9 protein-coding genes are annotated in these 11,696 nt (G+C 46.0%); 3 read left to right on the top strand and 6 right to left on the bottom strand.

The features are described from left to right. Nucleotides 1-10 precede the first annotated feature (10 nt). Complete coding sequence (locus B9N89_RS08190; protein ID WP_132317521.1) at nucleotides 11-1,726, bottom strand: DUF1592 domain-containing protein; 1,716 nt, start codon at nucleotides 1,724-1,726, stop codon at nucleotides 11-13. Nucleotides 1,727-2,063: 337 nt separating this feature from the next. Beyond that, the gene (locus tag B9N89_RS08185; RefSeq protein ID WP_132317523.1) at nucleotides 2,064-3,038 is read right to left on the bottom strand and encodes a hypothetical protein; all 975 of its coding nucleotides are present in this window, start codon (nucleotides 3,036-3,038) and stop codon (nucleotides 2,064-2,066) included. 717 nt (nucleotides 3,039-3,755) lie between these two features. Here B9N89_RS08185 and B9N89_RS08180 point away from each other — a divergent pair. Beyond that, nucleotides 3,756-4,112: a response regulator gene (locus tag B9N89_RS08180; protein ID WP_132317525.1), complete on the top strand. Its 357-nt coding sequence runs from the start codon at nucleotides 3,756-3,758 to the stop codon at nucleotides 4,110-4,112. Nucleotides 4,113-4,148: 36 nt separating this feature from the next. Here the strand turns inward: B9N89_RS08180 and B9N89_RS08175 are convergent, their stop codons facing one another. After that, nucleotides 4,149-5,321 carry a hypothetical protein gene (locus tag B9N89_RS08175; RefSeq protein WP_234996079.1) on the bottom strand — a complete coding sequence of 391 codons (1,173 nt, stop codon included), beginning with the start codon at nucleotides 5,319-5,321 and terminating at the stop codon, nucleotides 4,149-4,151. Nucleotides 5,322-5,584: 263 nt separating this feature from the next. Here B9N89_RS08175 and pckA point away from each other — a divergent pair, with 263 nt between their 5' ends. Further along, entirely contained in the window at nucleotides 5,585-7,153 is a 1,569-nt protein-coding gene (gene pckA, locus B9N89_RS08170; protein WP_132317529.1) for a phosphoenolpyruvate carboxykinase (ATP), read from the top strand. 122 nt (nucleotides 7,154-7,275) lie between these two features. Beyond that, entirely contained in the window at nucleotides 7,276-8,133 is an 858-nt protein-coding gene (locus tag B9N89_RS08165) for a c-type cytochrome (protein WP_132317531.1), read from the top strand. Between the two features lie 45 nt (nucleotides 8,134-8,178). Here the strand turns inward: B9N89_RS08165 and B9N89_RS08160 are convergent, their stop codons facing one another. The 3 genes from B9N89_RS08160 to B9N89_RS08150 all read right to left on the bottom strand — a co-directional run bounded on the left by B9N89_RS08160 (nucleotide 8,179) and on the right by B9N89_RS08150 (nucleotide 11,419). Then, nucleotides 8,179-8,922, bottom strand: coding sequence for a helix-turn-helix domain-containing protein (locus B9N89_RS08160; RefSeq protein ID WP_132317533.1), 744 nt, complete (start codon nucleotides 8,920-8,922; stop codon nucleotides 8,179-8,181). Between the two features lie 126 nt (nucleotides 8,923-9,048). Next, entirely contained in the window at nucleotides 9,049-9,903 is an 855-nt protein-coding gene (locus B9N89_RS08155; RefSeq protein WP_132317535.1) for a trypsin-like peptidase domain-containing protein, read from the bottom strand. A 157-nt stretch (nucleotides 9,904-10,060) separates the two neighbouring features. Further along, nucleotides 10,061-11,419: an alkaline phosphatase PhoX gene (locus tag B9N89_RS08150; protein ID WP_132317537.1), complete on the bottom strand. Its 1,359-nt coding sequence runs from the start codon at nucleotides 11,417-11,419 to the stop codon at nucleotides 10,061-10,063. Nucleotides 11,420-11,696 lie beyond the last annotated feature (277 nt).

Raw genomic sequence — 11,696 nt, 5'->3', positions numbered from 1 at the left:
CTCCCGTTGTTTATGGATTGCCAGAGGATCGCTGGATCAATAGTTCCACAAAAAGTTCGTGGAATTTGAGTTCTTCTTGAGATGCCTTTTGGTACGCATCGACGATGGTACAAACATCTCGCTTTTCTTCTAAGCGGCCATAAACCATGCGGAAGGCTTGCACGGCGAGACAAACTTCAACATCCTTACTGCTCGCCAAAGCCTGGCTGAGGCCCGAAATACCATTAAAGGGAGTCGTCGTACCAGTGAGCGAGACCAGCTCTCCATCGGCCACAACAGGCTTTTGATGGTTGTCAATATCTTGAAAAAAGCCAGCTGGGCTGATGTTCTCCATACCGAAACCCACACCGTTGACAAACCGGTGGCATTCACCACAAGAACCAAAGTTCGTAGCTTTGTCGAAGGCTTCGACGACACTCACATTTTGATCGAATTGGGTATTCGCGACGACGTCGGCAATGTTCTCTGGGGTTTCTAGATTGTGACAAAGAAACTTCTCAAGAATATGCTTACCCCGTAGAGCAGGATTGGTTTTCTCTAGATTACTTGCACTGATGGCCACACTTGGCTGACTAATGATTCCCAAACGACCTTCGGGGTAAGCCAGCTTCTGAACACCATCGGGTAGGCCTTGAATATCTTGACCGTCTGCGGTAAAGCCGTAGACTTGAGCGAGTTGTTGAGAGCCTACTGTATAGTTAGCTTCAAATATGTTAGCAAACTGATCTTGCTCCGACTGCACTAACTGGTAAAGGAAATTGGCTGACTCTTCCTGAAGCTGTTGCTTGATATTATCATCGATTTGATTCTGGTTAGTACTCGCGAAGTCTTTGGCGTCGATAACCTTGGTGGTAAGCCATGACTGGGCAAAACGTTTAACTCCCTGGTAGAATTTAGGATCGTTGATCATAGTTAGTGCTTGGCTGCGGACCTGTTCTTTGGAAATAAGAGAACCTTGTTCAGCTTTCTGCTTCAGGTCCTCCGATACTGGAGCAGCCCACAGGGAGTCTGCAAGGAGACTTGCCACCTCCCAGCTGTCTAGGCTGCCTTGAAGGCCTAATTGCCTGCGAAAAATAAAATAGGGTGATAATAAGAGACGCTGCACCAATTGTTCAAAGGCCTCTTCGTTGGAGCCGTAAGTCGCAAAAGTACTAACTTCTTGCTGTACAATGTCATCACTAATTGAGCGGCGCCAAAGCTGAGGTAGCTTTTCGGCCAGCCATCGCCCGACGCATTCTTGGGAGTCTTGACCACAATTCAGGATCGTCCCAGCCTGTTCAGCAACCGCAGCAGCAACACGGCGATTCGCATTCATGTATGATTCTAGTTTCTCAGGAGAAAGGATATTGAATTGACGAAGGTGATTGTAGCCCAGTACTGTGGTTTCCACTGGAAGTAAGGCTTGCAACTCATCGCTGCCAAGGCTGATGCCGAACGCACTTTGAACATCTTGAATATATTCTTGGGCTGTTAATAGCCGAGCTTCAGGCTTCGCTGCTTCAGGACCTTTGCAGTTTCCACCTGTGCTTTCGTTTAAAATACTCATAAAAATGTCGTTTTGGAGTTCGGGGTCAAAGGCAGCGACCTGAGGCTGTTTCAACTCCCCGCCGTTGCTTTTTCCATCCTGAATTGAAGCTGGCTTCTTCGAGCAGCCCCCTAAGATGATGGTCAGACTAAACAAGGTGATGGCTAGTCGTAGTGTGAGATGACTCGATGTTTCCAACATGCTTTGCTCCGTGGTTTGCCAAATCCTCTTTTAGTGAAGCAATGCTCGTGCCTTATGCTAAAAACTTTCGCTAGAAAGATTTCCTAATCATTCCGATTAGATATCAGGCTATGCCATTGAAATTAACTGACAGAATTTGTAAGGAGGCCGACATTGGTAGCCTCCCCTAGCGAGAAAAAACAATTGTTATAGGAGCTTATGATTTAAACAGGATTTATGATCCAATCAAACACACCCTCGCTTGAGAAGGTTCTATAAAGGTATGTAATTTCATCAAGGTAGGTTATAGATTTGGCAAACACCGAGCCCCAACTGTTGGGGCTGAGTGTGATAGAGGCTAGGGAGTTAGAGGCTCGATGATCAAGCCATGGAGCCCAATTTTTGCGATGGGATTTGTGCTTATCGTGAAAGTGAATGTACCCTCTTCGTTGCTTTCGTAACGGCTGAAATTGGTCTCCCCGAGACTACTCCCGTCATGGGCATTCAGGGTCGTTGTTTCGGGGACAGAAGCTGCGGCAGCACTGCTGAGTTCTATAGTGGCAGGAGATGTTAAAAAAGCATTCCCAACAATCACACTGATGCGATACTGACCAGCAGGGAGTTGGCCGCGGATTTCTAGCGAACCTTCAATACTTACTGCTGAAATTCCTAACTCACTCCAGGGGCTTGCACCACTGTTAGCTAAAGGTCCTTCAGGGGTGAGAGATGCACCATCGAGTGGTATCAACTCAAGCTGAACGTTGCCGATGGCGCTGCCCATATTGGTGGTTACAGGTGTGGTGGTTGCGCTATCCATATTTAGGCCCATCCATGATGAGCTGCGCCCTGAAGAACTGGGACCAAACAGGAGTTGAAAGACACCTCCCGAAGGACTGTTAGTTGAATTCAGGCTTTCAGGAATCGAGTAGTCAAAGGACTCTTGATCTATAGTGATTTGAACAGCGCCTTGGGAGATCACGCTGCGTCGACTTTCAATTGGTCCCTGGAGAAGAAAATTAACATGCCACGGTTCTTCGCTAGCTAAGATCCTAGTATCTAATTGAACATCAACTGGTGTTTCTAAAGTCCATGAAACGTCTTTACCACTAAGGTCTACTTTAACGTCACCTTCTTGCAAACGACAATCAAGGCTAGTTTCAGAATCACCTTCGGTCGATTGACAGTGGAGATAACCAGGTAAGCCTTCCCCAGTTTCCTGTGGTCGGCTTTCTTTACTTTGAACAGATTCAGTATTGTTGGCTGATCCTTTGAGTGTTTGGTCCTGGCAGCCTAGAAGATTCGCTAGGCAGAATAGAATCGCTAAAAGCTTCATCGCTTGTTTCCTCCATTGGTCCCCAAAGTGGTTTAGAGGGTTGTCCGATTAAAACTGTTGTCTTCGTGATTTAGCACGTTCTTGTCGAATGTAATGTGAAGAAAATCACGTTTTTTTCAGTTTTGATAGAGCAAACCTCTAAGATTGCACCTCGATTTTACGTATCGGCAGATTCGAGAAAACCGCGAGCGATTTCTTGTCAAAAAAAATTTTTGCCAATTGAGATATTTCGTGCGCTTAGGTTTGGTAGCAATTGTCATAGTGCTTGCAAAATAAGGCCTGGGTTTGCTGATCTATGGTGCCGTCTCACTGGAAACGTAAACCTCACTTCCAAGTGTTGTATTGTACTCTCGCGCTCCTCATTGCGCCGGTAGAGCTGGACCCCTTGCGCCAGTAGCTACCACTCCCAACTCAGTGCTCCTGGAAAGGCAAAAAAAAACTCTGTCTCGATTATCACCAAACCGCCTTCCCAGGAGACTCTTCTACAGATTCAATATCCCCCTTTTTTTCTATAATTTTGGTAATTCTTTGAAGCGAATCTTTACTGAATACTAAAGGGAATTAGATTGTAGAATATCACTCACTTGATTCTTCTTGAGCAAGTTTCAATGCTACAATATTGACAGGTGACTTGCTAGCTGGTGACAGCAACGCAAGTACTAAATGCCCTTTAGAATATGTCAATTTTTTTAGAAAGTTTAGATAAGGGGAAGCCAGATGAATGTGTTAGTCGTTGATGATAACATCGAAATCTGCAAGGTGATCCAAACATTCCTTGATGGCAAAGATATAGATTTTACCTATGCAAAAGACACCGATGATGCACTTGAACAAGCTAAGATCCAGATGCCAGACTTAGTTTTGACTGACCTCAATATGCCGCGCGGGGGTGGTCGGAAACTAATTCAAGTTCTACGGGAAAATATCGGCTATGCTATTCCTATTTTTGTGCTTACGGGTGAGGGCACAATCAATGATTCAGAGCTGATTGGGATTGGAGCAGATCGTGTCTTTCATAAGCCAAGCTCTATGAAAATGATCGCTGAGGCTATTGTAGATCGCTTGGCGAGCTAAGACATTCATTCCGCGGACCCAGCCTTGTTGCTCACTTCAGGAGTCTAGGTTACCCAAACCTAGTAGGTCGATCGATTTGCCAGACGAAAGCTTCTGACAAAGGCTCTGATACTCTTTCAAAGTGATCTTTGTAAGGATCTGATTTCGAGATCGGATCAGCCAGCGAGTGGAGGCGGCCCAGACCAGCAGCTCTTTATCAACATTGAGTTGGGTATTTTGGAGAGCGAGCTTTTCACCTAGAGACGTCAGTCTGCGATTGAGTGGGATATCGGAGTCATAGCACTCAAAAATGGTTTTTGCGGCCTCGTAGAATATATCACCGCGGGCGGGCTTTAAGTCTGGTTTTCGCTTTAAGTTCTCTAAGCTGGGAATTCTCTGAAGCCAGTTCTTCGACGGGTGGATCATAGCCCAAAGACAGACTTCAATGATGTGACTGGTGGAATGGTGGGGTTGCTTCTTCTTTACCGACTTGAGCATTGGGTTGAGATCCCCATTATCGAGCAAATCGTGTACTAACTTCTCCCAGATAATTTCAGAATGCAAAGATGGGCTTATCTCGGTCTTCGCCAATGTAGACTCAATAATCGATCGCGATTCGTCTCTTCGATCTGCGAGACGCAAAGATCGAATAATGTTAACTTGGCATTTATCAAGCCAATCTCCGGAAAGTAAGTCCTGAGCTTTGTAGTAACCTTCCAAAGCTGAATCTACATGACCAAGCCGCAGGGCTCGGTTCGCCATAGTGAGCTGCTGAAAGCCTTGTTCTCGATGATTCGCACCTCGGGTGACCTGATAACCTAGAAACTGATGCCATGCAGCCTGCCAATGATGGCCGCCTTGCCACTCAATCTGGCTCCATATCGAGTGCAGCTCACCATGGAGAAACGACAGCCGTGAGGTATTCTCCTTAATTCCCTGGGCTAGAAGAATCGAGTTGGCGAGGGTGATTGTCTTCTTCACTCGCTGAGGGGTAAGATTCTTGGTTCGAACGTGTAATACGAGAGACGATACTAGGTATATATACAGTTGGAGTAGGCTTTCGCTATCAGTTCCTTGCTCTAGCTGTGCAATCCTCGCTTGGATGACACGATCACGACCTTCCTGACCTTCCTGATTTTCAACATGGTCGAGTTCTGCCTTAATGTCTTCTTTAAATTGTTCAACCAGCTTTTCAGTCCACATAACCTGCTCAAGGTGACGTTCACTCACCCCTATCATATCAGGCTAGCTGGTTTCGTGGGGATATGCCCCTGGGTAAACTCTACCTACTCTGCGTTGCTCTGACAGTGGATCAAATCATCGATTCAGAGTTAAATCACTTCAAGTGTAGATGTGTCGATTGGTTCCTGTTTGTAATATTCCTACAACCTGCATGAAGAAAGGAAAAATGTAACACCTTGGTGAGATTGTTTTAGGCACGACCATTGCAAATTAGAAATTGCAACGGACACGTTTGTACCAAGGAGTGAGACATGGAACTAAACCAATACCAAATCGATTGTAAAAATGTTTTCCGCAATACCGAAACTGCCGTTCTCTACGAACATGCGATTCGTTTCGATCAGTCTTCTAAGCTAACTGATAAGGGCGCATTGGTTGCCTATTCAGGAGAAAAGACAGGCCGATCTCCAAAAGATAAAAGAATCGTCGATCATCCCGAAAGTCGTGATAATGTATGGTGGGGTGACGTTAACATGAAGATCGATGACGAGACCTTCGAAGTCAATAAGGAACGTGCTCTGGACTACCTGAACACCTGTGAGCGGCTCTATGTTGTCGACGGGTTTGCTGGTTGGGACCCCAAGTATCGGGTGAAAGTGCGAATCATATGTAGCCGTCCTTATCATGCACTCTTTATGAAAAACATGCTGATTCGCCCTTCTCAAGAAGAGCTAGATGCCTTTGGCGAACCAGATTATGTGATATATAATGCAGGGTCTTTCCCCGCAAACCGTCATACTTCTTATATGACAAGCAAGACCAGCGTTGATCTTCACCTAGAGAAACGGGAAATGGTGATTCTTGGAACTCAATATGCGGGTGAGATGAAAAAAGGTGTCTTCACCATCATGAACTATCTGATGCCGAAGAACGAAGTCTTGTCTATGCACTGCAGTGCCAATGCTAGCAAGGATGGCGATGTAAGCCTTTTCTTCGGTTTGTCTGGAACTGGAAAAACAACTTTGAGTACAGATGAAGAGCGACTACTCATCGGCGACGATGAAATCTGCTGGACGGATGATGGAGTCTTTAATATCGAAGGCGGTTGCTACGCGAAGTGTATCGATCTCAAAGAAGAATCTGAACCCGATATCTACCATGCGATTCGCTATGGTGCACTCCTCGAAAATGTTGTCTTGGACGATCATACACGGCAGGTCGACTATACCGATGAAAGCATTACCCCTAATACCAGGGTTTCTTATCCTATAGAATTTATTAAAAACGTGCAGCATCCATGTGTGGGCCAGCATCCAAAGGATGTGATCTTCCTTACTGCGGATGCCTTTGGGGTTCTACCTCCGGTGAGTTTGCTGACTCCAGAGCAGGCCATTTACCACTTTATCAGCGGCTACACATCTAAAATACCCGGAACAGAAATGGGTGTTGTTGAGCCGAAAGCAACCTTTAGCCCTTGCTTTGGTGGTGCCTTTATGATGTGGCACCCTATGAAGTACGCTGAGCTTCTTGAAGCCAAAGTCAAACAACAGGATGCACGGGTGTGGTTGGTGAATACCGGCTGGTTTGGAGGCGCATTTGGGGTTGGTAAGCGTTATGGCATTGCTGAAACCCGGCGTATCATTCATGGCATTCAGAATGGTGAGCTAGCAGATGGCAGCTTTGAAGATGATGGCTTCTTTGGCTTAAAAATACCGACTGTTCTGGATGGTTTTGCTACAGAGAAACTTCGTCCAATCAATGCCTGGCAAGATCAAGACGAGTATCGAAGAAAAGCAGAACTACTTAAGAAAAAGTTCCAAGAAAATTTCAAGCAGTACGAGGACCAAGTTCCTCAGGCTGTGATTGATGGGATGAAGTAGCACTTCCAACAGATGCCTTGCGGGATATACCGCAAGGCACGTCTAAGTTAGCGAAAATATATTGTAAGCCATTGTGGAACAGAGCTTGCTCCATACCTACCAGAGTTAACTGGAGGTTATTTATGTTCCCCATCGTATTGTTGCTACTTGCCTTTGCTGAGTCCCTAGCCGCTCAACCGATAAAAGTTTGGGAGAGAGGGCAGGGCAACCACTTTCAAAAGTTCGTTAAGCCAGTTAATCAGAAATCCATCGATATTCCGAATTTGATAAGTAAAAACCTATTCGATGTCCAGTATCAAAAGAAATCAGATTATCAGGGTTACTATCTCTCTCACCTGCTAAAAAGTTATGACAGCAATAAAGATACAGCCCTGCTTCATATCAGCAATGGTATGAGAGTTCCTATCCCAATGGCTCTAATCCAAGATCATAGTTTTGATCCCTTTATTGCCGTAAAAATGATCGGTCCAAAGGGCAATCCTCAGCCGTTTCCTAAACTGATGCGCAAGGACTCGCGATTTAATGATCCTCGCCCTCTAGTTTTTACGACTAATAAATTGGTGATATCTCACGATCGTGTTCCACTTAAAGATCACCGCGCCGGCTTGAATCCATTTCGCTTTACAACAAGTCTTGAGGCTATCGAAATGATTAATTACAAGTCTTGGCTAAAGCAGTTTAGTGTTAACAGTAGTCCGGAAACGGACATTGGCTTGAAGATCTTTGCCAGTCGTTGCCAATATTGTCACGGCGTTCGGTCCGTAGGAGCCACATTCGGCTGGGATTTTGTCGAGCCTCTGGCTATTTATCAGAAGCGAAGCCCCGAAAATCTTCTGCTCCATGTAAAGTTTCAAAAGATGGATGCTGTGCCCCGGGGCCTTTTAATGCCTCCACAGTTTGACTTTAGTCCTCATGAATCCAAGGCTCTATGGCAATGGCTTAAAAACTCTGCTCTTAAGGCACAACAAGCTTATCAGTAGGTGTGGTAGGGCGGACTCGCCCTTAAGGCTTGCGTGATTGATTAGCTAGTTGAGTGGAGACTCAGAGCCATGGGTTGCTATCACAAGCAGGCGAGACTGCTCCCGGCGTCGGCTTAAAACCGAGATAAGGTTTTGCACACCTAAGCCTTGATGAGGGAATAAGGGTCCATCAAAGATATAGGCTCGATCCTGACTGTGAACAACCTTCTCGAAAATATTTGCGATAACGTGCAAAAAGCGCGAATCGACCGGTTCGATCACCTTGCTTGTGATCTTTGAGTAGCCTTTCAGAGAAAGAATAAAGGCATTTTGTGGATTCAGCGATTGGGTCGGAATGTGATCCACTTGCGCGATGAGGCGACGACACTGCTCTTGAATGTTGTTGGGATCAGGGTCAGAGGTGCGGATGGTGTGAATCATCGTATCATACTCTTCAGGAGAGCATTGGATAGAGACCTGCCGAAGTCTTTGATCAGTAGGAGCAAATAAGTCCGATAGAGTTACAGATAAAGCTTTGGCAACCTGCATCATATGACTCAGCAATGGGTCGGTTTCCTGGCTTTCCATTCGTTGAATCGAGCGGAGAGAAACACCAGCCTGGGATGCTAGTTTAGCTTGTGACATGCGCAAAAGTTTTCTAAGAAACGTGATTTTCGTGGCGAGATGAGCGGGGAGATAGCGATCATCAGCCTTGGTTAAACTTTCGCGATTAGAGATTGCTCGTTCCATAGTATCCACCATATAGAAAATTAGAAGTTTCTTGTAAGCACCCACAACAGAAGCACTCAAGAATATTCTATAACTTTCCCAGAAAAAACATCACGACAGACTAGGCGGGTTATAAGACTCTCATGCCAGAAGCACAATTCCGGCATGAGTTCACAACAGAAGGGTATCCATCAAAGGAATCTGACACTAAGGTTGCGGTAAAACACAGCCTTCGACTTTTAAGTCAATAGTGCCGGATTCATCTCTACATGTATAAAGCCAAGAAATTTGCTGACCGTAACCAATACCTCGTTCGTAGGTAACCTTGCCAGTTTTATCAATCTCGCAAGGGTTATTGATCTGGCAGCGGCGACCGCTTTCATTGATCGTATTGTTCACGCCTACAACAATGCGGCTAGCAGCTAAAACAATGGGTGAACCTGAGGTACCACCGATCACCTCACAACCTGGGCGGCTATAGCGAATCGAATCCTTAAAAAACCAATCACCTTCTTGCAAACTAAAGACAATTGACTCTGCCTCACAAGTGTAACCCCGGCGCCAATAACCAGAAATTACTTCAATGGTAGAACCTAGCTCCACATAATCCCTTGCTATGGTGAGTGCTTCAGTGTCAAATCGCTGCCGTATGGTGGAGTAACTGTCACGCAATTCATAGATCGCCATATCGGTGTCTGTCATCGTTCCATATATCAGTTTGCTAGCTAGCACCGACCCTAGTCGCGATCCTGAGGGACTTAGGATCGTAAATGATTTCCGTGAGCTGCGTTGATACAATGCCGTCCCTGGGGGAATTCTACCAACGCAGTGGCCATTGGTTAGCACCAACGCTGGGTCGGTATCGAGGCTATCATCGAATCGCACCAAAGAGCCGGAGCAGTTTGATAGTGCGACGATGCCCTCATAGTTATACGGATCGGTAAGCTGTTGACCAAGGCTCGCCTCTAGACTTGTTAAGTCTTTACCCCATTCTGGAAAGGCTAAGCTTGGTGATGAATAGGCGAGCACGGCACCACTGATCCACAAGAAAAGTGACTTCATAAACAATCCCTGAATTAAAATTATAGTTTCTGAACGGCTATTAGAATGGGGGTACTTGAAAATGGAAACAATACAGAAATGCTCAAGAAATTGAGACTACCGATAGGAAGGTGGGCAAGTCTGGTGACTTGCTCTTATGTCAGGAAAAGCTGTATTTTTAGCGTTGCCAGGGCCCCCAGATCGCAAATGTGATGCCAGGAGGTCCTTGAAGATTAACGAATAGAGTTTGACCATCCGGTGCAAAGGTTGCACCAGCAAATTCCTCATCATTGAGGGCATTAAAGCCAAATGGAAAAACTTTACCTTCATCAGTAACGCCGATTAACCATTGATCATCGTCGCCATCGGTACACGCAACTGCAAATCCATGGGGACCAGCTGTGATATTGTCTGGCTCGTCATATGGTGAACCTTTAGGAATCAGCGCAATAAGTTCGATGGTCTGTTGATATGGGTTGTACTTCCATATTTGACCACTATGCAGGGCGGCGCTGATGTCTTCAGCGTCTTCGGCTTCGGGGCCATCTCCGCGGCTGGAAACGAACCAAATATTGCCATCATTTCCAAGCCACGTTCCCTCTGCCTTGGGAATCGGAGTCGCTCCTAGGCCGAACATCTGCTCTCTGACTGGAATTTCTTTATCAGTGGGATTCACATTGGGAACAGGAATCCATGTGACTGGTAAGCAGATTCCCTGGGTTTGGATGATGGACAAGTCGGTTTTTCCCAGCCCAGCCACGGCCATCGCCGCTAGACTTCCACCTTTATGAAGACTCCCGATACCACCAAAGAGTTCCGTTGGAGTGAAGCGATAGAAGCACCCGAATGGGGAGTCTGCATCCTCGGTAAGGTAGGCGAGTCCATCACGATCGAAACACACTGCTTCGTGATCGAAACGACCCATGGCGATGATGGGTTCAGGGTTTCCTATGCCTCTTGGATCAACTTCGAACACGTAGCCGTGAGGTTTTCCTAGAGTGCTGGAATCTTCTTCGCAGCTTAGCCAAGTATACCAAGGTGTTTTACCACCTGCGCAGTTGTTTAACGTACCTGATAGGCTGATAAAGTCTTTGATAAGCCGACGGTCTTGATCCACCAGCAAGGTTGTTGTACCACCAGCCTTGGCCTCTGGATCGTAAACTGTTCCAGCAATGTGCTCGACAGGGGTGAGACTTTCTTCCACAATATCTTCAGGCTCTAGCTCGTGGTTTCTCACCAAATATGTTTTGCCAGGACCTGCGGAAAATGCTGCCATTCCATCATGACTGGAGGGAACGATAGCCCCCTCTGTGAGAGCGTCTTTTTCTTTAGAAAGAATGCGATACTGAAAACCTTTGGGCAAATCGAGCAGTCCCATGGGGTCCTTTAAAAGCCTGCCGTAGCCTCGGATGGGTCGACAGGCTTTTCCTGCTTTGCCTTTCTTAGGAGCGGCAGCAGCGACCATCGAGCCTAAGCCGCTCATTGTGCCTACGGTTGCGGCACCTGTGGCAAAAAGTGTTCGTCTTGAAATCGACATCACGATCTCCTTTCTTTGGGTTACCATTGCGATAAGTCCATGGTTCAAATCACCTAGGGCGTCCCAGAAGCTTCTAAAAATAGGTGATTTCAGTTGCTTACTAGCGAACTCAAATTTTCGAATGGGAGGTTTATAGATCTCGCCAGGTGTAAATTTGAAAAAGATCTCGTAAAGTCTGGGAGAATTTTTATCCCAAAAAATTCAAGACTTATAGCGAAATTTTGGTTTCCAGAGACTTTTGGACAAAAATATGCAATGTATGGGCTGCCGTATCGTT

Source organism: Pseudobacteriovorax antillogorgiicola (assembly GCF_900177345.1).
Classification (GTDB): domain Bacteria; phylum Bdellovibrionota_B; class Oligoflexia; order Oligoflexales; family Oligoflexaceae; genus Pseudobacteriovorax; species Pseudobacteriovorax antillogorgiicola.
The sequence above is the reverse complement of the archived record's forward strand: the minus strand, read 5'-3'. Positions and strand labels throughout refer to the sequence as shown.